The organism is Ruegeria sp. R8_1 (assembly GCF_017743815.1).
In the GTDB taxonomy this organism is placed as follows: Bacteria; Pseudomonadota; Alphaproteobacteria; order Rhodobacterales; family Rhodobacteraceae; genus Ruegeria; species Ruegeria lacuscaerulensis_A.
Window position 1 is genome coordinate 377939 of record NZ_JAGHRL010000005.1, and the last position, 23930, is coordinate 401868.

21 protein-coding genes are annotated in these 23930 nt (G+C 55.2%); 9 read left to right on the top strand and 12 right to left on the bottom strand.

Annotation, left to right across the window (positions count from 1 at the left end; translation table 11 throughout):
• The first annotated feature begins 16 nt into the window (after positions 1-16).
• Genes pobA through J7380_RS13930 form a run of 6 tightly spaced genes read left to right on the top strand, consistent with a single transcriptional unit; the run spans position 17 to position 4850 of the window.
• On the top strand, positions 17-1186 hold the full coding sequence (pobA, locus tag J7380_RS13905; RefSeq protein WP_209196367.1) for a 4-hydroxybenzoate 3-monooxygenase: 1170 nt from the start codon (positions 17-19) through the stop codon (positions 1184-1186).
• A 2-nt stretch (positions 1187-1188) separates the two neighbouring features.
• The gene (pcaC, locus tag J7380_RS13910) at positions 1189-1593 is read left to right on the top strand and encodes a 4-carboxymuconolactone decarboxylase (protein WP_209196368.1); all 405 of its coding nucleotides are present in this window, start codon (positions 1189-1191) and stop codon (positions 1591-1593) included.
• Entirely contained in the window at positions 1590-2306 is a 717-nt protein-coding gene (gene pcaH / locus J7380_RS13915) for a protocatechuate 3,4-dioxygenase subunit beta (protein WP_209196369.1), read from the top strand. The genes pcaC and pcaH overlap by 4 nt, the downstream gene beginning before the upstream one ends.
• Before the next feature lie 2 nt (positions 2307-2308).
• Entirely contained in the window at positions 2309-2908 is a 600-nt protein-coding gene (gene pcaG / locus J7380_RS13920; protein ID WP_209196370.1) for a protocatechuate 3,4-dioxygenase subunit alpha, read from the top strand.
• A complete protein-coding gene (locus tag J7380_RS13925; RefSeq protein WP_209196371.1) occupies positions 2901-3752 on the top strand; it encodes a 3-keto-5-aminohexanoate cleavage protein in 852 nt (283 codons plus the stop codon). The genes pcaG and J7380_RS13925 overlap by 8 nt, the downstream gene beginning before the upstream one ends.
• Positions 3753-3788: 36 nt before the next feature.
• Positions 3789-4850: a 3-carboxy-cis,cis-muconate cycloisomerase gene (locus J7380_RS13930; protein WP_209196372.1), complete on the top strand. Its 1062-nt coding sequence runs from the start codon at positions 3789-3791 to the stop codon at positions 4848-4850.
• A gap of 162 nt (positions 4851-5012) precedes the next feature.
• Here J7380_RS13930 and J7380_RS13935 read toward each other — a convergent pair whose 3' ends face one another.
• From J7380_RS13935 to ugpB, 4 genes are read right to left on the bottom strand one after another with little or no spacing between them, the layout of a single operon-like run.
• Positions 5013-6068: a sn-glycerol-3-phosphate import ATP-binding protein UgpC gene (locus J7380_RS13935; RefSeq protein WP_209196373.1), complete on the bottom strand. Its 1056-nt coding sequence runs from the start codon at positions 6066-6068 to the stop codon at positions 5013-5015.
• Between the two features lie 3 nt (positions 6069-6071).
• Positions 6072-6908 (bottom strand): sn-glycerol-3-phosphate ABC transporter permease UgpE, encoded by an 837-nt coding sequence (gene ugpE, locus J7380_RS13940; protein WP_209196409.1) that lies wholly within the window; start codon positions 6906-6908, stop codon positions 6072-6074.
• 20 nt (positions 6909-6928) lie between these two features.
• Entirely contained in the window at positions 6929-7810 is an 882-nt protein-coding gene (gene ugpA, locus J7380_RS13945) for a sn-glycerol-3-phosphate ABC transporter permease UgpA (protein WP_209196374.1), read from the bottom strand.
• A 60-nt stretch (positions 7811-7870) separates the two neighbouring features.
• Positions 7871-9181: a sn-glycerol-3-phosphate ABC transporter substrate-binding protein UgpB gene (ugpB, locus tag J7380_RS13950; protein WP_209196375.1), complete on the bottom strand. Its 1311-nt coding sequence runs from the start codon at positions 9179-9181 to the stop codon at positions 7871-7873.
• Between the two features lie 172 nt (positions 9182-9353).
• Between ugpB and J7380_RS13955 the strand changes: the two genes are divergently transcribed.
• The gene (locus tag J7380_RS13955) at positions 9354-10268 is read left to right on the top strand and encodes a LysR substrate-binding domain-containing protein (protein ID WP_209196376.1); all 915 of its coding nucleotides are present in this window, start codon (positions 9354-9356) and stop codon (positions 10266-10268) included.
• 241 nt (positions 10269-10509) lie between these two features.
• Here J7380_RS13955 and ugpC read toward each other — a convergent pair whose 3' ends face one another.
• The 7 genes from ugpC to J7380_RS13990 all read right to left on the bottom strand — a co-directional run bounded on the left by ugpC (position 10510) and on the right by J7380_RS13990 (position 20175).
• A complete protein-coding gene (gene ugpC / locus J7380_RS13960) occupies positions 10510-11565 on the bottom strand; it encodes a sn-glycerol-3-phosphate ABC transporter ATP-binding protein UgpC (RefSeq protein WP_209196377.1) in 1056 nt (351 codons plus the stop codon).
• Positions 11565-12812, bottom strand: a complete 1248-nt coding sequence (locus J7380_RS13965) for a hypothetical protein (protein ID WP_348539108.1) — start codon at positions 12810-12812, stop codon at positions 11565-11567. Before J7380_RS13965 ends, ugpC begins: the two co-directional genes overlap by 1 nt.
• A 5-nt stretch (positions 12813-12817) precedes the next feature.
• On the bottom strand, positions 12818-14026 hold the full coding sequence (locus J7380_RS13970; protein WP_209196379.1) for a carbohydrate ABC transporter permease: 1209 nt from the start codon (positions 14024-14026) through the stop codon (positions 12818-12820).
• A complete protein-coding gene (locus tag J7380_RS13975; RefSeq protein WP_209196380.1) occupies positions 14026-15258 on the bottom strand; it encodes a sugar ABC transporter permease in 1233 nt (410 codons plus the stop codon). Before J7380_RS13975 ends, J7380_RS13970 begins: the two co-directional genes overlap by 1 nt.
• Before the next feature lie 65 nt (positions 15259-15323).
• A complete protein-coding gene (locus J7380_RS13980; protein WP_209196381.1) occupies positions 15324-16679 on the bottom strand; it encodes an extracellular solute-binding protein in 1356 nt (451 codons plus the stop codon).
• Entirely contained in the window at positions 16676-17830 is a 1155-nt protein-coding gene (locus J7380_RS13985; protein WP_247742564.1) for a LacI family DNA-binding transcriptional regulator, read from the bottom strand. The genes J7380_RS13980 and J7380_RS13985 overlap by 4 nt, the downstream gene beginning before the upstream one ends.
• 1067 nt (positions 17831-18897) lie before the next feature.
• The gene (locus J7380_RS13990; protein WP_209196382.1) at positions 18898-20175 is read right to left on the bottom strand and encodes a RepB family plasmid replication initiator protein; all 1278 of its coding nucleotides are present in this window, start codon (positions 20173-20175) and stop codon (positions 18898-18900) included.
• A gap of 580 nt (positions 20176-20755) precedes the next feature.
• On the opposite strand from J7380_RS13990, the gene J7380_RS13995 reads away from it, so the two are divergent.
• Entirely contained in the window at positions 20756-22141 is a 1386-nt protein-coding gene (locus J7380_RS13995; RefSeq protein ID WP_209196383.1) for an AAA family ATPase, read from the top strand.
• Positions 22134-23201 (top strand): ParB N-terminal domain-containing protein, encoded by a 1068-nt coding sequence (locus J7380_RS14000; RefSeq protein ID WP_209196384.1) that lies wholly within the window; start codon positions 22134-22136, stop codon positions 23199-23201. Before J7380_RS13995 ends, J7380_RS14000 begins: the two co-directional genes overlap by 8 nt.
• A 471-nt stretch (positions 23202-23672) precedes the next feature.
• Here J7380_RS14000 and J7380_RS14005 read toward each other — a convergent pair.
• Positions 23673-23930, bottom strand: a 258-nt coding sequence (locus tag J7380_RS14005; protein ID WP_209196385.1) for a transposase, incomplete at its 5' end; no start/stop codon positions are given.

The window sequence follows — 23930 nt, forward strand, 5'->3', positions numbered from 1 at the left end:
GGGACAGGAGGATCAGATGCGGACGCAAGTTCTTGTGATCGGGGGCGGGCCGTCGGGTTTGCTGTTGTCACAGCTTCTGGCAACGCAGGGAATCGACAGCATCGTTCTGGAGCGCCGGACAAAGGACTATGTGCTGGGTCGCATACGCGCAGGTGTGTTGGAGAAAGGCTTTGTCGACCTGATGGATCAGGCAGGCGTCAGCGCGCGCCTGCACGCTGAGGCAATTGAACATAGCGGCACATTGATCGCGGTCGACGAGGATTGCTTCCGGGTCGACTTCCAACACCACACCGGCACCCCGGTGCTGGTTTACGGCCAGACCGAAGTGACCCGTGACCTCTATGACGCGCGTGAAGCCGCAGGTGGCGCGATGATCTTCAACACCGAAAACGTCACCATCCATGACGCCGAAACCGACGCGCCCTATGTGACCTTCACCACAGATGGGCGAGATCAGCGTATCGATGCGGATTTCGTCGCAGGCTGCGACGGATTTCACGGGGTCAGCCGCCAGACCATCCCACTGTCGGTCCGGCGCGAATACGAAAAGATCTATCCTTTTGGCTGGCTGGGCATTCTGTCCGAAACCCCGCCTGTGCATCACGAACTGATCTATGCCTCGTCCCATCGCGGCTTTGCGCTGTGCTCGATGCGCAACGAGGCGCTCAGCCGATACTACATCCAGTGTTCACTGTCCGATCACCCTGAAGACTGGACCGATGCCGCCTTTTGGGCCGAGCTGAAACGCCGCATTCCACAGGAATATGCCGACCGCCTTGTAACCGGCCCATCGATCAAAAAATCCATCGCGCCACTGCGTTCCTTCGTAACCGAGCCGATGCAGTGGGGGCGGCTATTTCTGTGCGGGGATGCCGCGCATATCGTGCCGCCGACCGGGGCCAAGGGGCTGAATACGGCGGCCTCGGACGTGCATTACCTGTTTCAAGGTTTGAGGGGCTATTACCAAGACGGGTCTGAGGCCGGGATCGACACGTATTCGCAAAACGCTCTGGCGCGGGTTTGGAAGGCCGAGCGGTTCAGCTGGTGGTTTTCAACCCTACTGCACCGCTTTCCCGACCAATCGGAATTTGACCTTAAGATGCAACGGGCCGAGATTGACTTTCTGCGCAGCAACGAAGCCGCACAAAAGGCGATGGCCGAGAACTATGTGGGGCTGCCGTATTGAAGATGACCGACGAAAAGGGGAACGTGATGGATCGCCATGCAACCGGCATGTCCGTGCGCCGCAAGGTTCTGGGCGACGCCTATGTGGATCGCGCCGAAGCGCGCAAAACCGCCTTTGACGCACCGTTTCAGGACATGATCACTGAAACCGCGTGGGGCACGCTGTGGGCGGATGACACGATCACCCCGCGCGAACGGTCTATGATCACGCTGGCGCTGCTGGCCGCGACGCGGAACTTTGACGAAATCCCCATGCATGTGCGTGCCTGCGCCAATACCGGGGCCTCGAAAGACGATATCCTTCAGGCTTTCCTGCACGCTGCCGTCTATGCAGGCGTTCCTTGCGCCAATCGGGCCATTGCCCTTGCCAAACAAACCTTTTCCGAGATGGAGGACATGGCGGAATGACCCAGCTTTTCCCACGCGACCGGGCCTGGCATCCGCAAGCCTTGGACCCCAACTACAAGACCAGCGTGACGCGGTCTCCGAAACAGCCGCTTTTGTCGCTGGAAGGAACCACAAGTGAGCTGTCCGGCCCGACCTTTGGCCATAGTGACATCGACCCGTTGGACAATGACCTTCTGCGCAATTTCGCTACAACCGGTGATCCGGTGGGTGAGCGCATTCTGCTGCATGGGCGGGTGCTTGACGAAAACGCCCGCCCGGTGCCCTATACTCTGGTCGAGATCTGGCAAGCCAATGCGGGCGGGCGGTATCGCCACAAGAAAGATACCTATCTGGCCGCCATCGACCCGAATTTCGGCGGCTGCGGGCGAACACTGACTGATGATCAGGGTTACTACCAGTTTCGCACCGTCAAACCCGGCGCTTATCCTTGGCGCAACTGGGTCAGCAGCTGGCGGCCTGCACATATTCACGTGTCAGTCTTCGGGACCAGCTTTGCGCAACGCCTGATCACGCAGCTTTACTTTGAAGGCGACCCGCTGATTGCCAAATGCCCTATCATCAACGCGATCCCCGACCCGCGCGCGATTAACCAACTGGTGGCCGCGCTGGATATCAACGCCTCTGTCCCCTTCGACTGTCTTGCCTATAAGTTCGACATCGTGCTGCGCGGGCAGCGGTCGACCTATTTCGAAAACCGGCCCGAGGGGAACTGACTATGGTGCAAAAGCTGGACTATCTCAAGGAAACACCCTCACAGACTGCGGGGCCCTATGTGCATATCGGGCTGGCCCCCGGAGACGCCGGGTTCGACATCTACCGGCACGAGTTGGGCCGTGACATCGCGGGGCCGGACGCAGCGGGATCGAAGATCACCGTGCGCGGCGTGGTGCACGATGGAATCGGCGCGCCCGTCAAGGATGTACTGATCGAAACATGGCAGGCGAATAACAATGGCGTTTATCCCGATCAGGGCTCTGTTGATCCGGGCTTTCGTGGCTGGGGCCGTGTGATACCGGATTTCGAGACGGGCGAATGGGCGTTCGACACGATCAAACCGGGCGCCGTGACTGACCAAACCGGCGCAGTAATGGCACCACATATCAACTTGTGGCTCGTTGCACGTGGGATCAATCTGGGCCTCAACACCCGGCTTTATTTCCCCGATGAAATGGCGGCAAATGCGTCGGACCCGGTGCTGAATCTGATCGAGCAGCCCGTGCGCAGGCAAACTCTGATCGCGGAACAGGTGGAAGGCGGCTACCGGTTCGACATCCACCTGCAAGGCCCCTCTGAAACGGTGTTTTTCGATGTCTGACCCTGTCTCACAAACCCCCTGCATCATCTGTGTGGCGATCACCGGATCGGTGCCGACCAAGGCCGACAACCCAGCCGTTCCCATCAGCGTGCCGGAGCAGATCGAAAGCACGCACGAAGCGTTCGAGGCCGGAGCCTCTATCGCTCATTGCCATGTGCGCGACGCCGAGGGCAAACCCACCTCGGACCCCGACTTGTTTGCAGCGCTGAAGGAAGGGATCGAAACGCACTGCCCCGGCATGATAGTGCAGCTTTCCACCGGGGGGCGGTCCGGCGCGGGCAAAGCGCGCGGGGGCATGTTGCCGCTGGCCCCGGATATGGCTTCGCTTTCGGTGGGGTCGAACAATTTCCCGACGCGCGTTTATGAAAACCCGCCCGATCTGGTGAACTGGCTGGCCAGCGAGATGGTGACATACGGCGTTAAACCCGAGATCGAGGCCTTTGATCTGTCGCATATCCTGCAAGCCGCCCGGATGCACCGCGAGGGGCAATTGCCCGATACACCCTATGTCCAATTTGTCATGGGGGTCCGCAATGCGATGCCGGTGGATCGAGATGTATTCGACTTCTACGTCAAAACCGTGCACCGCCTGTTCGGAGACGTCCCGTGGTGCGCCGCCGGGATCGGGGCCGGGCAGATCAAACTGAACGAATGGTCCATCGCGGCGGGCGGGCATGTGCGCACGGGGCTGGAGGACAATGTGCGTCTGGATCGCGACACGCTTGCCCCGTCCAACGCAGCCCTGGTGCAGCGGGCCGTTGACCTGTGTCATGCCCATGAACGCCCGGTTGCCAATGTCGATCAGGCCCGCGCCATTCTGGGCCTGCGCCCGGCTGCGGCCTAACGCCAGTCCGGACGGCCCAAAATAAGGACGACAAAGATGACCGATCTGTTCTCGCACCCTTGGTTTTCCGGCCTGTTTGGCGATCCCGAGGCGCAAGAGATGTGGTCGGCGGAGCGGTCGCTCGCCCATATGCTGGCCTTCGAGGCCGCCTATTCGCGCGGATTGGGCGCAACCGGCAAAATCCCCGCCGACCAAGCGGACGCTGCGGCCGCATGGATTGAACAAACCGCGCCCGGCATTGAGACCTTGCGCGCGGGTACCATGGCGGATGGGCTGCCTGTTCCGGCGCTGGTTCAGGCCCTGAGGTCGGATGCAGGACCACTAGCACCAGCCATTCACACCGGAACGACCTCGCAGGACGTAATGGACACGGCCTTGGCGTTGACCTTGCGCGAAACCACGGACCTGCTGCAAGAGCGCCTGTTGCGGCTGTCGGTCCTGCTGGGCAATCTCAGCGAACAATTTGGCGAACGCAAAATCATGGGGCGCACACGGATGCAGGCTGCCCTGCCCGTCACAGTCGGCCACCGGATCGAAACCTGGCGCGATCCGCTGCGGGCCTATCACCAAAGCCTGTCCGACCTGCGCCATCGCGTGGAATGCGTACAACTGGCCGGACCTGTTGGCGATGGTCAGACGATCGGGCCTGCGCAACGCGACTTGGCGAAGCATATCGCCGATGCCCTAGGGCTGCATGTGGCGGATCAAAGCTGGCACACCGCCCGCGACAGACTGGTCGAGTATGCCGATCTGCTGTCGCGCATCTCGGGGTCGCTGGGGAAGATGGGGCAGGATATCTGCCTGATGGCCCAACAGGGCGTGGATGAGATCACTCTGTCCGGTGGCGGGGCATCTTCGGCCATGCCACATAAACAGAACCCCATTCTGGCCGAACTTCTGGTGACTCTGGCACGGTTCAACGCAACGCAGGTGTCAGGAATGCATCACGCATTGGTGCATGAACAGGAACGATCAGGCAGCGCTTGGGCGTTGGAATGGATGATCTTACCGACTATGGCGCAGACCACGGCTCGGTCACTCACTGCGGCGACCACATTGTGCACTCAGATCGTTTCCGTTGGTGCCGCGTCCGCCTGACCCCGCTCTGCTTTTTGACTTGATCCCTGCACCGCTTGGATTCAACCATCAGAACTAATTTGGGGGGACCTAGCAAAGTTGCGACCGCTCCACTCCATTGTTTCGACAAGCTCCTAAAACTATGTTTTGGAGGCGATGGCCTTTGCAAAACATAGGCATCGATCAGCTGTCCAATCGTCTTCCGGTCTTACTGTCGAAAAAATGCATATGCTCCGGTGCAACCGAAAAGCGGATACTCGGATGGCGGCCTTCGATTGGGTGGACACCCGGCAGGCTGACGGTGATCATCGCGCCAGAACCCGCAAGATGGCCGTGCAACAACGTGTTCGCTCCCAAGGGCTCTGCCATCTGAACCGCTGTCTCGAACGGGCCGTTTTCATCTACGATCAGATGTTCTGGTCGAATCCCAAGTTTCAAAGCAGTATTGGGACCTTGTGACGGGCCAATTTCGGATGCACCGACCCGGATCAACCCATTCTCACGCTGCGCATCGAAAACGTTCATTGCAGGACTTCCTATGAATTGCGCAGCAAACAACGTTTTAGGGGTCTCGTAAACTTCTAACGGGGTGCCAATCTGTTCGGCCACGCCCCCGTTCATGACAATCATCCGATCGGCCATCGTCATCGCTTCGACCTGATCATGGGTCACATAAAGAGACGTGATCCCTAACTTTTCCTGAAGCTCACGAATTTCGAGACGCATTTGAACGCGCAGCTTGGCATCGAGGTTCGAGAGCGGCTCGTCAAACAGAAAAACAGCCGGTTCGCGAACTATAGCCCGTCCCATCGCAACCCGCTGACGTTGACCCCCCGACAGTTGTCTTGGCTTACGATCCAGCAACGGCTCCAATTGCAACAGCTTGGCCGCCTCGGTGACTTTCTGGTCGATCTGTGCCTTGGGCAAGCGGGCAATTTTCAGGCCGTACCCCATGTTCTGACGCACGGACATGTGTGGATAGAGCGCATAGTTCTGGAACACCATCGCAATGTCGCGGTCCATCGGCTCTTTTTCATTTGCACGCTCGCCACCGATCCGTATTTCGCCAGAGGTGACGGTCTCTAACCCGGCCACCATGCGCAAAAGCGTTGATTTTCCGCAGCCTGACGGGCCGACGATGACAATGAATTCTCCGTCTTCGATTTCCATGTCGATGCCGTGGATCACGTCCGTCGGGCCAAAGCTTTTCTTGACGTCTTGCAGGGTAACAGTTGCCATTTCTTATTTCTCGCTATCGACAAGGCCGCGGACAAACAGCTTTTGCATGGACACAACGACGATGACCGGCGGTATCATCGCCAGAATGGATGTGGCCATGATCGTCGGCCAATGGGCAAAATCATCGCCAGATGGGAACATCTGCTTGATGCCCATCACGATGGTGTTCATTTCGGGATCAGTGGTGATCAGCAGAGGCCACAGGTATTGGTTCCAGCCGTAGATAAACAGGATCACAAACAAAGCGGCGATGTTGGTGCGGCTCATGGGCACGACAATATCAATGAAAAACCGCATCGGGCGGGCACCATCGACACGCGCGGCCTCGGCCAATTCATCGGGAATGGTCAGAAAGAACTGACGGAACAGGAAGGTCGCGGTGGCCGAAGCGATCAGCGGGAAGATCAGCCCGGAATAACTGTTTAGCATACCAAACCCGGCGACGACCTCAAACGTTGGTACGATCCGCACCTCGACCGGCAGCATAAGGGTGATGAAAATCATCCAGAAAAAGGTCTGACGACCGGGAAAACGGAAATAGACAATCGCAAAAGCCGACAGCAGCGAGATGATGATCTTGCCCACGGCAATGCCGATGGCCATCACCAGACTGTTGAACAGCATCGTTGCCACGGGCACGTTGACACCTGAAAACAGCGCCGCCTTGTAGTTCACCCAGAACTGGTCCCCCGGCATCACCGGCATGGGGGGCGACACGATATCGGCCTGCGTGACAGTCGAGGCGACAAAGGCCAGCCAGATGGGAAAGAAAATGATCAGCACGCCTACGATCATGAACGCATGGGTCAGCCATATCCCCGCGCCGCGTTTCTCGACCATTCCGTGTTGTTGGGCGGCCATTAGTAGTGCACCCTCTTTTCCACGTATTTGAACTGGATGACGGTCAGCAGGCCAACCACGACCAACAGGATGACCGACTGGGCCGAGGATGATCCCAGATCCTGCCCCACGAACCCGTCGGAAAAGACCTTGTAGACCAGAATGGTCGTGGCTTGTTGTGGACCGCCCCCGGTGATCGTGTGGATGACCCCGAAGGTTTCAAAGAATGCGTAGACAACATTTACCACCAACAAGAAGAAGGCCGTTGGTGATAAAAGGGGCAATACGATGGTGAAAAACCGGCGCCAAAACCCGGCACCATCTATCGCTGCCGCCTCTATCACCGATCTTGGCACAGATTGCAGCGCCGCAAAGAAGAACAGGAAGTTATAGCTGATGCGCCCCCAGGCGGAGGCGACGACAACCAGCCCCATGGCTTCGGTTCCATTCAGTACGTGGTTCCAGTCATAGCCAAACTGGCCCAGATACCACGAGATAACGCCGACGCGGGTGTTGAACATGAACAGCCACAACACCCCGGCCACAGCTGGCGCGACCGCATAAGGCCAAATAAGCAGCGTCCTGTAAACGCCGGATCCTTTGATCAAGCGATCCGCGATCACTGCCAGAAACAGTGCAGGTATCATCGAGCACAAGGTGACTAGCGTCGAAAACACCGCCGTTGTCACGAATGAGGCGCGATAAAACTTGTCGCTAAGCAGGAATTCGAAATTGCCCAACCCAACGAATTGCGAGGACAACCCGAAAGGATCCGGAATAAACAAAGACTGCCATACGGCCTGTCCGGCGGGATAAAAGAAAAAAACGGCCGAGATGATGACCTGCGGCGCAATCAATGCAATTGGCAAAAGCCAGCCGCGAAAAGTGACGCGTTTTTCCAATTTGTCAGCCCACCAGCAGTTTAGAATGCGGGCTCTGACGAGCCCGCATGTGCCAAGAGTTTAGCGATTTGCCGATTCAAAACGGCGCAGCAACGCATCACCACGTTCTTTCGCACTATCCATCGCTTCCTGGGCGGTCTTTTCGCCGGACCATATGGCCTCGAGTTCTTCGTCGATGATGCCACGGATTTGATCGAAAGACCCAAGACGCAGACCCTTGGAATTTGCGGTCGGCTCTTTCGCAGTCATTTGAATCACGGCAATGTCGGTGCCAGGGTTTTCTTCGTAGAACCCGGCGTTGCGCGTCTCGACACCGGCTTCGGCGGTGATCGGCAGATAACCGGTATTCTGGTGCCAATCGGCCTGAACACCCGAGGTCGACAAGAAGCTTAGGAATTCGCCAACGCCTTTATACGCGTCGTCCTCATGGCCTTCCATCACCCAAAGCGAAGCACCGCCGATGATCGTATTCTGCGGCTCGCTGATCACGCCAGACCAATAGGGCAAGGGGCGCACGTCAAAGTCGAACTGGGCTTCGGCCTTGATACCTGCGTAACCCGCCGAGCTTTCGGTGAACAAAGCGCATTCGCCAGACCGGAAATTCGCACCGCCTTCGTTGCGGCGACCGGTATAGATGAATTTGCCATCCTTTGCCCAATCTCCCATCGCAGTTAGATGCGCGACCTGCGTGGGTCCGTTCAGCATCAACTCGGTGTCCAGACCGGCAAACCCATTGTCCTTCGAGGCGAACGGGACGTCGTGATAAGCAGATAGGTTCTCAAGGTGAATCCAGCTTTGCCACGCAGTGACCAGGGGACAGTCTTCACCCCCGGCTTTCAGCTGATCAAGGGCAGCGCCCACGTTTTCCCAAGTGGACAGGTCTGTATCGGGGTCGACACCGGCCGCCTCGAAAGCATCGCGATTGACCCACAACACTGGCGTGGACGAGTTGAAGGGTAAGGACAGCATGTCGCCGTCCGTCGTGGTGTAATAGCCTTTGACAGCGCCAATATAGGCGTCCGGATCAAAGGACGCACCACTTTCGGCCATGACCTCGAACACCGGCTTGATTGCCCCTTCAGCAGACATCATCGTGGCGGTACCAACCTCGAACACCATTAGGATGTGAGGTTGTTCACCAGCGCGGAACGCCGCAATCCCCGCGTTCAGTGTTTCTGAATAATTGCCCTTGTGGCTTTCTATGACCACGAATTCATCCTGGCTGGCGTTGAATTCTTCGACCTGGGCCTTCACCAGTTCACCCAACCGACCCGTGAAGGCGTGCCAGAATTGAACTTCGGTCTGCGCCATTGCAGCCACCGGAGACAAAGCAGTTGTTACGGCTAGAGCGCCGAGAAAATTCTTTTTCATGATTCCTCCCATGCATCAGGCTCGATGCTTCGTTGAATACCGACCGCAATGCGAAACCGGTACACCTGACGATTTCACGACGTTAACCGCACAAGATCATAATTCAAGTCTGATCTGATGGATAAAAAAATAACACAGTGTTATGGAGGGCTACTCATCACCGGAATTAGCAATGAGCCAAATACTTAGAATACGACAACTAGAAGCTTTAGTCGCGGTGACAACCAATGGATCTGTCACAGCAGCCGCTGTTGATTTGGGAGTTAGCCAACCAGCTGTTAGCCGACTGCTTTCGGATCTTGAAAAGTCGTTAGGTTTTCAGCTTTTTGACCGGCGCGAAGGCCGGTTGGTGCCCACACAGGAGGCGCGCTACCTCTTGCCGAGCGTAGAGCGTGTTCTTGAATTGATGAATCAGATATCCGACGTCAGTCAGGATATCACTCAGCGCAAGGCGGGGCATATACGAGTTGCCTGCCTCCCCGGTTTTGCCACCAGCCATCTTCCAGATGTAGTCGCAGGATTTTTGAAAGACCGTCCCGGGGTAACCTTAACGATTGAGCCAGACAGACCCGAACGCATCCTCGAGTGGATGATCGGCGAACAGTATGATTTTGGGATAACAGACAGTTTTAACGGCCACCCCGCAGTTGAAAGCAATAACGTAGATGTTCGAACGGTCTGCGTGTTCCCAACCGGTCACGAACTACAAAACCTGACTGAAATCACTCCAGCCGATCTTGCAGACAGCAAGATAATTCACACTCGGCGTGACAGTGATTTTTTCTTAAGACTCTCCAAATTGTTTCAAAACGCTAATGTTACACTGAATTCTCATATCGAAGTCAGACAGTTTACAGCGGCCTGCGAACTTGCCTTAAAAGGCGCAGGTGTGTCCGTTGTCAGTGAACTGGATGCTGTGCAGTACACTCCGCGAGGTTTAACATTTCGACCCTTTGCACCAGCACTGCCACATACGCTTTCTCTGGTGCGGCCGATTCTGAAACAACCTTCATTGGTGACGCTGGAATTCATAGAAGAATTCAAAGAAAGTCTGGCGCCGTTTTCAACCCAACGGGTCGATCAATAGCCCCAGAGGGAATGCAGCAACAAGTCGCCATCTGAACCGCAAAAACTATTCTTGTTCTAGCTTTCTAACCGCATCCCAATGCCGGACGGAACTGCGTTTGCGAACCTCTTTGCAAGTGGCAGGGCCACGGCCTGTTCGGTGGCTGTATACGGCTTGTTAAGGCATGCGATACTGGGTCGCAAAGCCTTGCGCGGCAGCGTTTCCGCCCGACCAGACTAAACCTTGAAAGGTTATCCCCCTTTTAATTTGCGCTGATCGCCTGCCCTGACGCATCGAAGAACTGCAGTTTCTCAGGCGCGAAAAGAAGGCCAACCTGCATTCCCGCCTTGATCTTTGTATCCCCACCAAGGCGAACGGTCACCTTCTCGTCAAATCCGCAGTCGACGATAACAAACATGTCGGCCCCAAGGTATTCGACAACCTCGACCACGCCATCACTATTCCCCGAACCAGATTCAACAACGCTGATATGTTCAGGACGGATACCCAACCGGGTCGCGTCACCTGTTCGGTCAAATGGGCCAATGCCGCCGTTTTCCAGACGAAACCGGTCCCCCGCCACAGAGCAAGGCAAAACGTTCATCTTTGGGCTGCCAATGAACTGCGCGACAAAAAGGTTGGCGGGGCTTTCGTACAACTCGCGCGGACTGCCCACCTGCGCGATCTTGCCGAATTCCAGCACCACGATGCGATCCGCCAGAGTCATCGCTTCGACCTGATCATGGGTTACATAGATCATGGTTCGGTTCAGACTTTGGTGCAGTTTCGCGATCTCATAGCGCATTTCGACACGCAGAGCTGCATCAAGGTTGGACAAGGGCTCGTCGAACAGGAACGCAGTGGGGTCGCGCACGATAGACCGGCCGATCGCGACACGCTGTCGTTGGCCGCCGGAAAGATCCTTGGGGCGGCGCTCCAGATATGGGTCCAATTTGAGAACCTCGGCAGCCTTTCCCACACGTTCAGCTATGTCAGGTTTCGACACGCCCGCAACTTTCAACGAAAAACCCATGTTTTCAGCCACGGTAAGATGAGGGTATAGCGCATAGGACTGAAACACCATCGTCAGCCCCCTCTTGGAGGGCGGGTGGTCGGTTACGTCATCGCCATCGATCAGAAGCGATCCGCGCGAGATATCCTCGAGCCCACCGATCATCCGCAGCAAAGTGGACTTGCCACAACCAGACGGCCCCACGAAAACGACAAACTCACCGTCTTGGATGTCCAGGTCGATGCCCTTGATCACCTGAACTTCGCCGAACCATTTCTCGACGGCTTTAAGCTGGATACTCCCCATCAGTTCTTCCCCGCCCAATGCAGCCAAACCGCAGCCGTCCAAGTGAAAGAATTGCCTCCTGCCGGACCTCCGGTAAGAGGGTCGAAATACTCGGCAAATCCATGGCCCGCGATCAGCCGGGCTGTTTTCAGACGCAAGGCTTCGGCTTCAACCCCATGGCCCATCTCGGCCAGTCCGAAACCTGTCAGCATGTTCATGAATGCCCATGTCGGGCCGCGCCAGTAGCGGCGTTCGTCAAACTTGGGCATTTGCGGGTCATAGCTTGGAATAGGGTGTGGGACAGTAGTCAGAACCGTCTTGACCCGCTCAAGCATCCGGCCAGAGTCAATGCCCGCATACCAACACAAGTAGCTGGCGTTCGAGACGCTGTCCGCCCATTCACCGGTATGCGCATCGCGCGAGTCAAACGCACCAAGCGCGTCATTCCAAAGCGAACGTGCTCCGGTATCAAGTATGTCCACATCCTCACTGAGCCCTTCCGCCTCTAACCCCAGATCCTTGCTGATAGCCAACAGATCGCGGGCGGCGCGCAAGGTTGTGAAACTCATGGTTGGATCGGCCACACGGAATGGATTCAATGCCAGCAGTTTCTCCTGATCCCAGCCAACCTCGCGCCCGATGTTCACCAGTTTGATGTAACGGTCGTAATCGTATTTCGTCGGTCGGTCCGCGCTGTTCACGTGGCTGGTGTCACGGCGCTGATATTCACCCACATCCGAGGCATCAATCGCCGCCATCGTATTGTCCCAGTCCGGGGCGTTATCCCGCCCGGCCTCCCAAGGGTGGGTGGTGCAGACTGCACCGTGATCATCCAGACGCCATTTCATGATCCAGCGGTGCCAGGCCAGCATCTTCGGGAACAAGGTGCGCATCCGTTCGGTTCCTGCGGCGGGGTCCATCTCTAGCACACGCCCGGCCATTGTGGCGGCCAATGGCGGTTGGATAATGCCTGAAGACGGGATAGGCCCGGTACCGCCCCAAACGTCGGGCCCCGGAAAATAACCCGGATCGGGTTTGTGAAACAGGATATGGGGAACCATGCCATCCGCCCATTGGCCCGAGAACAGCGTTTCAAGCTCGGTCCAGGCGCGGTTGATGTCGAACTCAGCAAAACCCAGCGCGGCAATCGCGCTGTCCCAGTTCCACTGATAGGGGTAAAGGCCGCTGGTGGGGATGGTATAGCCACCGCGATCATTGGCGATCAGAATGTTGCGGGCCGATTCACTTGGGGTCGTATAGTAGTTCATGTCAGTCATCCTTTGACCGAGCCTGCCGTCAGGCCCTTGGTCATGAAACGTTCAAGCCCCAGAAACAGGGCCATGATCGGAACGGTGGCAATCACCGCACCGGCCATCAGATGTTGGCGTGGAATTTCCGAGGAATTCAGCATCGTGACACCTCGGGTCAGGGTGAATTTCGACGGGTCGTCCAGCAGCATGAAGGCCAGCAGGAATTCGTTCCAGGCGATCATGAAGACGTAAAGCGAGACCGAAGCCAGTGCCGGCAGGCTAAGCGGCAAGGTGATCTTCCAGATCACGGCCAGCCGCGACAGGCCGTCCATCAGACCCGCCTCTTCGACCTCGGTCGGCAGGCCGCGGAAATAGCCCTGCAGCATGTATAGGGCGACCGGGATCGTCGTGACCGGGTAGATCATAACGATGCCCAGGATCGAATTGCGCAGGCCCGTCAGCGAGAAGGCAATATAGATCGGCAGCGCCAGTACGATCATCGGCACCATGTAGATAAGCAGGATTGAGCGCGAGAAGGCCTTTTGGCCTTTGAACCGGAACCGCGCAACCGCATAGGCACCCGGCACGCTGAAGGCCAGCGTGATGAACACCGTCAGGACCGAGACATAGAAGGATGTCCACAGGTAGGTGCCGAAATTGAAGTCGCGGAACAGCTCGGCATAGCTGCGGAACAACGCACTGCCCTGCGACAGGTCGACCGAGAAATCCAAAGGGTTCTGCAATAGCGCCTGTTGCGATTTCAGGCTGGTCATGACCATGACGTAGAAAGGGATGACAACAATGGCGGTGAAAAAGATATAGCCAAAGCCGGTGCAGAACCGGATCACGGCATCTTCGAATTCGTGCCGTGTGAGTTCCCCAAACGGTGTGTCCCGCAATATCGCGGTAAGTGACAGGTGCGTCACGACCGCCATGGCAAGAACGGTCACCAACAACGCCTGCAGGGACGTTTCAGAGCCGATCAGAACGGGACCAAAGCGCGTCAGGGCCGACAGTCCTAGCATGGTCGACAGACCAAGCCGCGCCATAGCGTGTCGTTCGGGGTAACGCACATAGATCAACCCGGCTACAGCGCCCCAAAGAAGGCAGAGCAAAACCTGCGGTCGAAACGCCGCCCCTGTCGAGAAGGACATGGTAATGGCGACGGTGGTCGCAATCACAACCAGCCAGAGCGCGCCCAAAGCTGGACCACTCAAATAGCCTTTACGCATCACAAGCCCTCCTCTCGGCTGATGAAACGGAAGAAGACAAAGCTGAAGGCGATCAGACACATCAGGATCACCACGGCCACCGCTGCCCCTGCCCCGATGTTGGAAATCGCAAAGGCCTGTTCATAGACGTTGACGGTCAGCGTACGAGTCCCCGCGTTGCCGCCCGTCAGCAGGAAAATGTCGTCGAACTTGTTGAACGTCCAGATAAAGCGCAGCAGGAACAGCACCGAGAGGATGCCCAGCAGTTGCGGGATGCTGAGCAGCCAAAACTTCTGAAACGGTGACGCCCCATCCATATCTGCCGCTTCATACATGCTAGAGTCGATGGATTGCATTCGCGCCAGAATGAACAGGAAGGACAGCGGAAAATAGCGCCAGATCTCGAACACTGTCACCATAATCAGGGCCAGAGGACGTTCGCCGAAGAAATTGATCGGCTCACTGCTCAGCCCCATTTGCACAAGCAGCGCATTGGCAGAGCCTGAGAACGGATCAAACAGCGTAACCCAAGTAAAGGCCACGGCAATGACCGGGGCCACGTAGGGGAACAGGTAAAGACCCCGTATGATCCCCTGCCCTTTGAAACTTTTGTTCAGCAACAGGGCTGCGAACAATCCCATCACCAGCGCCCCGATCGTGCCGAACACAGTGTAGAACAGCGTGACCCACAAAACGCCCCAGAACTCATCCCCGTCAAAAACGCGGGCGAAGTTTTCGAGGCTGAACTCGAAATTGGTCAGAACGCTTGGGCCACTTCCAGTTACTCTGGGTTCGGACCCTTCGATCAGATCTTCGAAAGTGTCCGGGTCGCCCTCCACTGTGACCGGAATGCGAACACGTTCGCGATAGCCACCTTCGAGGGTGCCGAAATCGCAGAACAAATCCTGCCCGTCCAGCACGCAAGGGGCCAGAACCTCGCCTGCGGTCACGCCATCCGGCAAAACGTCGGTTAAGGTGACACCCGTGACAGCAATATCCTGACTGGAGTTTCGCACACGGTATTCAATCCGCAAATCATCACCTGATCCGCGCAAGCTCTCGCGCACAACGGGTGCAGGCGGTCGCAGATCGGACAAGGTGAACGGCTTGAAACTGATCCAGAAGATCGCCAGCAAGGGCAGGATCACGACAAGCGATACGCTGATTACGGTCGGGGAAAGCAACGCCCAGGCCAGACGCGCCTCGCGTTTGGCTAGCGCCCCGGTTCCGGTCGGTGGGGTGGCCGAAGACATAAGGGACCTCAGAGGTTTAGGTGTAGCGGCGCGCACGCCGCTACAAGTGCCGGTCAAGCAGGAGTTTACTGGACCTTGGCAAGCTCATCATTCATCGCGGCCACGGCAGCCGCGGCGTCGATTTCATCATCGATATACTGGCGCACAACCCGGTTGATGGCCTGACTGTTGATCATCTTGGAGGCCAGCGAAAGCTGCCCTTCGGCCACTCCCCAACGCTGCGCCACATCCAATCCGCCGACAATCTCATCGATCATCGCCTGATCATAAAGATCACCCAGCGGCGCCTTGCGGTCGACGCCTACAGGCAATTCTGCCCAGGCTTCGGCAAAAGCGGTCGGGTTTTCGGCGTTACCCCGACGAACCGGGAACTTGCCCTCGGGCGCGATGGATAAGGTTTGGGTGTACCCGTCATCCATAGCGAATTTCACAAACTCCATCGCCGCGTCCGTGTCGGCGTCATTGGTGATCCCAAAATACCGAATATCGCCCCAAGCTGCCCCATCCGGGTTGGAGGGGCCCGAGAAATTGGTGACAATCCCTGTTTTCGACGCCAGATCGCGCGAGGTCGGGTCATCGTTGATTGTTGGCGGCGCGCTATCGCGCAGACCTGCCAGCTCGTCCAGAATGAAGGGCGACCAGATGATCATCGCGGCTTTGCCATCAAAATACAGCTCGCGCGATTGCTTCCAGAACAGCTCACCCGGAGGCGACGCTTTTGAAATCGCCTTGTAGAAGTCCAAGACCTCAGTTGTCTTCGCTTCGTCCAGAGGCTGGAACCCATCCGGGCCGACCGGGCTGACACCATTGGCAAGGAACACGTGCTCCAGCACCTGGCTCATGAAGTTCTCGTCCACCTTTGTTGCGGCAACAAAACCATACATCTCGGGCGGGTTGTGCAGCTTGTCCAGCGCGGCCAAGACATTTGCATAAGAACTGGGCGCCTCAAGTCCGGCTTCGTCAAACAAATCCTTGCGATAGACGATCATCTGCGTCCAGCCATCCACCGGCACCGACGCGGTTTCGCCATTGAACGCCGCCATCGCCAAAGCCCCCGGAGCGAATGTGCCAGCACCCAGTTCTTCGATCACCTCGGTCGCGGCTTCGGTGTCCAGAATACCAGCCTCGGCCCAAGGCAGAGCGTATTGCAAAGTGTGATAGACCACGTCCGGCAGGTCCCCGGCGGCAAATGCGGCAGTAGCACGCGTTCCAAGATCGCTTTCGGTGACCGGGATAACCTCGACTGTGGTGCCGGTTTCGACTTTGAACTGATCGGCCATCTCTTGTTGCTTGGCCAGACGCTCGGGTTGTTCCTCTGTGGTCCAGAACCGGATCGTGTCCGCTTGGGCCGACAACGCCGTCAGCGCACAGGCGAGCGACGTTCCAAGCAACAGCCGGGACGCTTTGGATTTCAGTCTCATGTTAGATCTCCCCGTTTTTGGTTTGTTAGATATTGTCGTTTCTGCGCCAGTTCTTCTGGCGTCAGTCTGGGCGGGCCGTCCGAACCACCCTTAACAAGGGTGGCATCAACCAGTTCTTGTAATGTCGAGGGCTCAGCCCCTTGGATTTGCTGGATCAACAAGGTTGCCAACCGTTGCCCTGCCTTGCGCGAATCCACCGAGAAGGTTGTAAGCGCCGGGCGGGCGTATTGGCATTCCGGTACGCCGTCATAGCCAATCACCGAAATATCGCGCCCAATTTCGAAACCCTGATCCTGCGCATCCGCGCAGAACCCCAGAGCGGCCAGATCGGTCGCAAACACAATCGCTGTCGGAGGACATTCCAGAGCCATCAGCGCCCGCCCCTGCGACGCACCGTCTTCGCGCGTGCGTGCGCCCTCACGGATTAGATCCGTGTCCAAGGGCAGGCCAGCAGCCTGCATACCCTCGGCATAGCCGTCACGGCGCAGATGCGCGTAGTTGAACTTGGGGTCGCTTCCAACAAAGCCGATACGCGAATGCCCAAATTCGTTCAGCCGCAAAACGGCGTTGCGCATTGCACTTTCCCCCGCAATGTCGAACCACGAGGTTTCGTCCCACTTGTTCGGCTGCCCATAGCCGGTGCGCCCATAAAGGATATGCGGAACGTCGAGGCTACGCAGCAAACCGATGCGCGCATCCTTCACCGCTGTTCGTGGTAGAATGAAACCGTCTGCCTTGCGCTCCTGGTAAAGTCGGCTGAGCACTTTCAGCGTGTCTTTCTCGGATGTGGCCGTAGAGATGGTCATGGTCCAGTCGAGACTGCTCGCCGCTTGGCAGGCTCCGGCCAGAAAATCCTGCAGGAAGGGATTGTGCTGATCTGGCTCTTCGCTGTTCAGAACCATCGCAATAGCCCGAACCTGCCCGGTTCGGATCGCCTGCGCGTGACTGAGCGGTCGATACCCCAAGGCCCGCGCGGCCTTTTCAACCCGAGCACGCGTGACCGGAGAAATATCGGAATACCCGTTGAGCGCCCGCGAAACCGTGCTCTTGGACAAGCCAAGATGTGCGGCCAACTCGTCCAGCTTAACTCGGCCGGACACAGTCATCTGGCTGGAATGGTTGCTTAGCGGATATGAAAGATTCGTAGTCATTAAGGCCACTTCAATGTTCCGAAACCGGTTTCGGCAACAAAAAAGTTAAAAAAAGTGCAAACTGTCTATTTTTTGGAAGTTTTGAGGATTGTTTTGGCAATTCTTGCAGCGCGCGAGAGACCAGTGAACTTATAGGCGTTCACATCCACTAAAGAACCATCAAAAGTAGTGCGTTTGTTAGCGCTAGAACCAATGCGCCCTTTTGAAAGCTTGAGGCCACACTAATTATCTGCGCAGTTCAGACATTATTCAAACGCGCGAACAAGTTGGTAGTGCCACTATCAAGCATGTTTAAGAAAGCGGGACACTTTGCAAATATCCATTAGCTTCGCGCTTGCTTTGTTAAAGTATCTTCTTTGAAGCTACCCGACAGAAACACCTACCTTCACGGCAAGATCCGAAATACTCAGGGAAGCTGCGATAAGTATCACCGGAATCTGTTGCAGACTTTTGGCTATTGACGGCGTCAGATGCCGCGGATGAATGAATTTCAGTAAAACCTGCCGAAGACCAGCTCTTGGTTTTCTTCAAAGGCTCGCATAGTCCAAAGGGCGTGATCCTTTTTACGACAGTTTTCTGTATCCGAAGCTGAATTTCTTACCAGGAACTGGAAGACATCATGGCCGGCTGCGGTGTCTCAGTGGTCCACACGACGCCGAACTGATTGGCTACTCGGTATTTTGGCGTAATCGCCAGGACAGTTCCGTGGCTCAAAACTTGGCAACAAAGCCAGCGAAAACGGGTTTGTTTTGGAGTCATAGGGCTCTTTTAAAACAGCAAGTCAGCAATAGTCGCTTCGTACTATGTGCTCATTTTTTTAACTTTTTGCGCATTACCTTTTGGCAAACCAAACGAAAAGTTATCGTCGCGCATCCCAATTCTTCCCAGTAAACTTCAATTGGCATCTTGGTCAGCCAACGTTGTGCAATTACATATGTTCTCGACGTTAGGAGAAACTTCTTTGCTGAAGATATGCGGGCAATGAACAAATTGTGGTTCTAGTGTCGTGCGAACGTCAAATTGCTCAAAACAATACTGCAAAAACTATTGAGAGACCAAAGATCCCATTATGCGTCTTTCGAAACCGGCACGAACGATTCAGGCTCAAGATCTTCCCAAAACTCAAAAATCTTAGAGGCATTCAACCCGGACCGCCACCCATGTGTCCGGAAGTGCTCTCGATCAAGTTCATTTTCCAACCCTGCCATGAACAGACGCTTATCAGCATCTCTTTGCGTGGGGTTTCGCCGCGAAACCAACTTCTCAACAATAGCGAACATACGAGAACGTTCGGAACGTTCAGCAGCTCTTTTTGCGTATGCCTGATCCTCCTCATACTTTTCCAGGCGCCGCAGCCGAGCAGCCTCTTTGGCTTCGGGCGAAGGTTCAACGTCGTTCTTGGGTGAATTTGATTGGTAATCGTCTCGTAGAGCCGCTGAAAGATACCCCAGCGCAGATTTCACACTCCCCTGCCCGCTTACATATTCAAGTTTCTGTTGTACGTAGTCTTCACCGTGCTCCGCGATCCACTGACGAGCTAACCGGTCGGACACCCCTTGCTTCAGCAACTTTTTATAAACCGGCAAATTTCGAACCCCATCACTGTCGTCAATCTGGAACATTGCCTTTTGGGGGTTACCTTTAATCCTGAACCTAATATCGGTGACGGTACGACCCTTCTTTTGAAAATCCGCCTCAACCAGAATATCCGAGCTCTTGTTTACCTCTGCCACAGCTGGCTTGATAATCTTTGCGTTCAGATGCTTGAAACTACTGTAGTAGTCGCTTCCATCAACGCCCATCAATTTCCTAAAAACATCCAACGACCACCATCCAGTCGAACCGGTTCTGACAAACCTGTAACAGTTTTCATAAAGCGCCAGTCCATGACCAGAACTGAAGTTCTTCTGAATTTGCACGTTAATCAAAGCGTAAATCTTGGGGTCATAGAGTTTTTGAGCCAGGGCTGGTGAATAGGCATATTCACAGACACCGCCCTTCAGCTTAGCAAAACTTAAAAGAGACGAAACTCCCCACTCTTGACGACCCTTTTCATCAAGCATGTCCCATTCGGCTACAGTTTCAGCCAAAGCTCGAAGGCTTGATCGCAAAGTATCAAAATCATTTGAATTGTACCCAACCATCATCGCTAGTGTTCGCGCATCAATCGTGTGGGTTGTCGCAGACGTCAATGCATCATAGGCGTTGAGCAAAAGTACATTCGACAACTTACGCTGCAACAGCGTCAACTTACCGCTGATATGTATAGCAGCGACGTTCTTTTTGACTGCTTCACGGCGCAACGCACCCGAGAGACGGTCGAGGTTCAATTTCGTTTCTGGCATGATTCTGCCTGACTGCTCTTTATTGTGACATTTGACACGAAAGGTACCTCCGGAGCAAACAATTTTGGGTGCCTAAATACGGGATGACCCTTATCCTGCAGACGGGTACCCAAAGACTTTCCCTCCGAACTTATCCACAGAAACCTCTGTATACTGACCACACTTCCGTAACCACAGGCCAGCGCCCATACATTTTTCGCTTTTATCAGAGCCTAAAAGGCGGGTTTCGACACATCCTGCGAATCGGGCCCTTTCCCACCGAATTCTGTTACCAATCGACCTGCATACGGGTACCTTTGATACCGAAGAATGGTCCCTTAACACCCGTAAGCAGGTACCCAATACACAGTATCCCGTTGTTTTTAAACGTTTCTCTAATGGCAAAGATTCTAAATACCTAAAAATAAATAAACGATTTATTGCGTTGTTCCATTCATTTTTTTATTCAGAACAGACCTCCAGGGCGCTCTATCCATGTTTTTTGTGGAAAACCCCGACTCACAGGATAGCGCCTACGTAAAATGTTCGCTAAGTTTGGCGATATACGCTCTAATAGCGAACATACTGTGAGGCACACAAAATGAGCAAACCCACGCAACCTCCCCTGCCCCCATACTTTAACTTAGATCCAGCGCAAGCGGCAGGGAAACTTCCAGACCCTATTGGAACCACGCGGTTTGCCAAGGCGGCGACCTTTTGCGCTAAGGGGAGGGAAGACCTGGCACTAAGAGGTTACGCCCCAGACGGAGAAAAACGCCTTCGTCGTTTTTCTATTTGGGAAATAACAAAGTACCTAATTCCGGTAGCTCCTGCGCATCTAAGACGTGTATTGAAGGCCAATCCGGAACTTCCGCAAGGAGAAGGTGAGGCCGGCTCCAAATGGTTTACTCTTGAAGAAGTTATAAGTCTTAGAAACCATTTTGCGGCAGGCGGAGTTAGTACGAAAGAATACCTGCCTTATCGTCCGGAAGGAATGCCTGCGAAAGTTGTGGCTGTCGCAAATTTCAAAGGAGGCGTTGGTAAAACGTCCACCGCTGCGCATTTGGCAATGTCCGCTGCCTTAGACGGCTACAAGGTGCTGGTTGTCGACTTGGACAGTCAAGGATCCATGACCTCTATCTTGGGCGGACGCGTAGCAGATGAGTGGCAAACAGTTTTCCCTTTGATAGCTAAGGATTACGCGCGCGCGGTACAGGAAGAGAACCGTGTGCGAAGCGCCGCAGGACAGCCAGAAATAGCCTTGGATGAAACTCTAGAAGAGGCGATGAAAACCTCGCCAAAAGACGTAATTCAAAAAACACATTGGCCAAACATTGACCTAATCGGAGCGCAGTTGAACCTCTACTGGGCCGAGTTTCAGATACCCGTGTGGAGAATGGGACTTCGGAGTTGGCCGTTGTGGGATGGCTTGACAAATTTCCTAGAGGACGAGGGGGTTCTGAATGACTACGATATTGTCTTTCTCGACACCCCTCCTGCACTTGGGTACCTTACAATCAACGCTCTTGCAGCCGCGGACATTCTTTTGGTGCCGTTGGGGGCCTCGTTCCTTGAGTTTGATTCAACGGGCAGATTCTTCGATATGCTCTATACAACGTTCGCCAGTATAGAGGACGGAGAGAATGCGGCATTGAGGGCCGCAGGTCTACCGGAATTGAAATTTGAGTGGGACGTTGTTCGGGCCATCATAACTAGATTTGACGCCAGCCAGCAAACAGACATGGCGAATGTTATCCAAGCCTATTTTGGTGACTTTATGAATGCTTACCGTCAGGATTTTACTGCACTTGTGGGGCAGGCGGGCGAGCAAGTTAACGGCATCTACGAGGCGGACTATAGGGACTTCAATCGGGAAACCTACGTCAGAGGGCGGGAAACGTTTGATCGCACATACGCAGAATTCAAGGAAGTCCTGATCGGTTGCTGGTGGCGTGATGCAAATATGGGAGGTGAGAGCAATGGCTAAACGCAGAAGACTGACGGTGCCAGATACTAAGGATCTCAAAGAGATCGAGGAAGGTTTCGCCGCGAAACCATCGCTGAACCCATTTGAGGGTTCGGGTGTTACGCCCCCAATAGCGCAAGTTGCTGCAGAAGCTGCCATGCTAAACGGTATGACGTCCGTCACTGATCGGGCAGCTTTGGCGAAAGATCAAGGCGACGCGTCCAGATGGCGCGCAGCACAAGACGCTGGACTAGTCGCCGAAGAGCTGCCTATCGAAGCAATTGATCCAGACTTCATTCGTCGCGACCGTATGGTCGAGGACGAAGAGGCGATGGCCGAGTTGCTAGAATCGCTTCGGGAAAACGGATTGAGAACGCCAATTGAGGTGACGCGAAGCGGCGAAGGTTATGGGTTGATTTCCGGCTTTCGACGACTGGTGGCCTTCCGCCGTCTATCTCAAGCGGATCCGAGGTTTGCCAAAATCCCGGCTTTTGTGCGCCAAGCTGGAACGGGGCAGGGAGCCTACGTTTCGATGGTCGAAGAGAATGAGCTGAGAGCAAATCTTAGCCCATACGAACGAGGTCGAATTGCCGTGTTGGCTGCGGGGCAGGGAGTTTTTTCCTCGACCGAGGAGGCGGTGGATGTTTTGTTTGCAGCAGCTTCTAAAGCCAAGCGCTCGAAAGTCCGAAGTTTTGCCCTCGTGCACGAAGCATTGGGGGATGTATTGAGGTATCCTATTGATTTAACAGAGAAAATAGGATTATCTCTTGCGGCTGCATTGCGTTCGGGCGCTCAGCCAGAGCTTCGGAATGCCCTGGTTGCTTCTGAGCCGAGTGATGCGAAGTCAGAATGGGCTGTTCTAAACGCAGCACTAAAATCATTGAACCAACCCGGCAAAAACAAGTCGCGGGGAGGTAGGCCTCAGCAAGTGCAAAAACTGACTTCTGTCGCGTTGTCCGGTGGAGGCAACGTGGTCGGCGAATTGACGGCCAACGAAGTGCGTATCCGCATTCAGATTGAAGACGTTTCAGTCGAGGAAGCTCAGGCGTTGCTTGAAAAGATTGCTAGTAGTCTGATCTAGGTCACGTTCCATTCTGTAAGCCTCGGGTTCGAAGGTAGGCTGTGCTCTGTCTTCGTTGAGAGAGAACAGAGCGCAGCTTCTTCAACTGGCGTGAAGTGATCAAACTCAGCTGGTCCGCAAAGCTGGGCGTGAAGTGTCAACGTTTAAGTGGCGAAGAGATTTGAAGGTAAGCTGGTCGTCTGCCGAGAAAAAAGTTTTCGAGTAGCCATACCGGAAATAACAAAACCGGAAGCTAAATGGTCCTGTGGTCTGATCGGAGTTGCTCGGAAGTCTACGATCCATGTCTGTTGTCTGAGTCGCAAGCAAGAGCCGTACTACGGACTATGATGCGTACCTGCTGAGGTGAAAAGCAGGGCTATTGATTACTACACGTATTTCAGCAGACAGAAAAACTTAACAGGAAAAGGTTGCTAGTTGTGGTGAACCAAAAAACAGCTAGGGCTAAAGAACCTAGGCTCTGGACTCATTGATTTACAGCCAGAATAGGACTGTAGCCGCGAGCGTGATTGCAGAGAGGAAGACCTTGGGGCATCTGTCATAGCGGGTAGCTACACGCCGCCAGTCCTTCAGGCGCCCGAACATAATCTCGATCCTATTGCGTCGTTTGTAGCGCCGCTTGTCGTATCGGACAGGCGTGTCGCGCGATTTTCGACCTGGGATGCAGGGCGTTATTCCCCTGTCATTAATGGCTTCGCGGAACCAGTCCGCGTCGTAGCCGCGATCTCCCAG

Excerpts from the sequence above, each read along its gene's own strand:
- J7380_RS14000 (WP_209196384.1), top strand. The coding sequence starts at position 22,134 with ATGGCTAAACGCAGAAGACTGACGGTGCCAGATACTAAGGATCTCAAA.
- pcaH (WP_209196369.1), top strand. The coding sequence starts at position 1,590 with ATGACCCAGCTTTTCCCACGCGACCGGGCCTGGCATCCGCAAGCCTTG.
- J7380_RS13990 (WP_209196382.1), bottom strand. The coding sequence starts at position 20,175 with ATGCCAGAAACGAAATTGAACCTCGACCGTCTCTCGGGTGCGTTGCGC.
- J7380_RS13930 (WP_209196372.1), top strand. The coding sequence starts at position 3,789 with ATGACCGATCTGTTCTCGCACCCTTGGTTTTCCGGCCTGTTTGGCGAT.
- pcaG (WP_209196370.1), top strand. The coding sequence starts at position 2,309 with ATGGTGCAAAAGCTGGACTATCTCAAGGAAACACCCTCACAGACTGCG.
- J7380_RS13970 (WP_209196379.1), bottom strand. The coding sequence starts at position 14,026 with ATGCGTAAAGGCTATTTGAGTGGTCCAGCTTTGGGCGCGCTCTGGCTG.
- pcaC (WP_209196368.1), top strand. The coding sequence starts at position 1,189 with ATGACCGACGAAAAGGGGAACGTGATGGATCGCCATGCAACCGGCATG.
- ugpB (WP_209196375.1), bottom strand. The coding sequence starts at position 9,181 with ATGAAAAAGAATTTTCTCGGCGCTCTAGCCGTAACAACTGCTTTGTCT.
- J7380_RS13965 (WP_348539108.1), bottom strand. The coding sequence starts at position 12,812 with ATGAACTACTATACGACCCCAAGTGAATCGGCCCGCAACATTCTGATC.
- J7380_RS13995 (WP_209196383.1), top strand. The coding sequence starts at position 20,756 with ATGAGCAAACCCACGCAACCTCCCCTGCCCCCATACTTTAACTTAGAT.
- ugpC (WP_209196377.1), bottom strand. The coding sequence starts at position 11,565 with ATGGGGAGTATCCAGCTTAAAGCCGTCGAGAAATGGTTCGGCGAAGTT.
- J7380_RS13925 (WP_209196371.1), top strand. The coding sequence starts at position 2,901 with ATGTCTGACCCTGTCTCACAAACCCCCTGCATCATCTGTGTGGCGATC.
- J7380_RS13955 (WP_209196376.1), top strand. The coding sequence starts at position 9,354 with ATGAGCCAAATACTTAGAATACGACAACTAGAAGCTTTAGTCGCGGTG.
- J7380_RS13935 (WP_209196373.1), bottom strand. The coding sequence starts at position 6,068 with ATGGCAACTGTTACCCTGCAAGACGTCAAGAAAAGCTTTGGCCCGACG.
- J7380_RS13985 (WP_247742564.1), bottom strand. The coding sequence starts at position 17,830 with ATGACTACGAATCTTTCATATCCGCTAAGCAACCATTCCAGCCAGATG.
- pobA (WP_209196367.1), top strand. The coding sequence starts at position 17 with ATGCGGACGCAAGTTCTTGTGATCGGGGGCGGGCCGTCGGGTTTGCTG.
- J7380_RS13980 (WP_209196381.1), bottom strand. The coding sequence starts at position 16,679 with ATGAGACTGAAATCCAAAGCGTCCCGGCTGTTGCTTGGAACGTCGCTC.
- J7380_RS13975 (WP_209196380.1), bottom strand. The coding sequence starts at position 15,258 with ATGTCTTCGGCCACCCCACCGACCGGAACCGGGGCGCTAGCCAAACGC.
- ugpE (WP_209196409.1), bottom strand. The coding sequence starts at position 6,908 with ATGGTCGAGAAACGCGGCGCGGGGATATGGCTGACCCATGCGTTCATG.